Here is a 640-nt window from a genome sequence, read left to right as displayed (position 1 = left end):
CGGCAGGCAGCCCACGAACAACGGGAGGCTGCGCGAACGCACGAGGCGTCGTTGATGGCCCTGCAGAAGCAGGCGAAGGCTGTCGAGAGCCGGCGAGCGCAGTTGGTGGAGGAACTGGCAGGCGCCCGTGCCGAGGGTGATCGCACCCTGCAGGACCTGCGCACGCAGGATCAGGAGGCAACGGAGCAACTCGCACGGCTCGACGGCCGTGTGGCGCAGCGTGTCGCGCAGGCCAGGGCGCAGCGCGAACGACTGGAGGCCCGCATCCGGTCCCTGCAGCGGGCGCTTGCGGACGAGGCGGCGGTGGCCCGAGCCGGCGGCCGTCTGCCGCTGGCGACAGAGGTGGTGCGTCACCGCGAGGACCGCGTGCTGGCGCTTCGCGATGCCGTCCAGGACCTTGCGCGTCGTCGCGATGCCGTCGCAGGGCTCGGGCAGCGACTGGCATCGCTCGAGCGCGAGGCGGGGCAGGCCGCGCTCCAGGCGGAAGACCTGGGTCGCCGCCTGGCCCTGAGCAACCGCGTGCCCTGCAGCGGCATGCCCATGCAGGGTCAATGCACCCTGTTGTCTGACGCGCGCGAAGCGGCCGCGCTGGCGCCGAGCGCACAGCAGCGCATCCGTCAACTCGCTGCGGAGAGGGACA

Annotated in this window: 1 protein-coding gene; it reads left to right on the top strand. The window is 72.5% G+C overall.

The features are described 5' to 3' along the window. Positions 1–54: 54 nt before the first annotated feature. Positions 55–640, top strand: a 586-nt coding sequence (locus tag JNK74_29220) for a DNA repair protein (GenBank protein MBL7650258.1), incomplete at its 3' end; no start/stop codon positions are given.

The organism is Candidatus Hydrogenedentota bacterium, from assembly GCA_016791475.1.
GTDB lineage: Bacteria > Hydrogenedentota > Hydrogenedentia > Hydrogenedentales > JAEUWI01 > JAEUWI01.
Note: the sequence above shows the minus strand (reverse complement) of the source record. Positions and strands in the feature narration are given on the sequence as shown.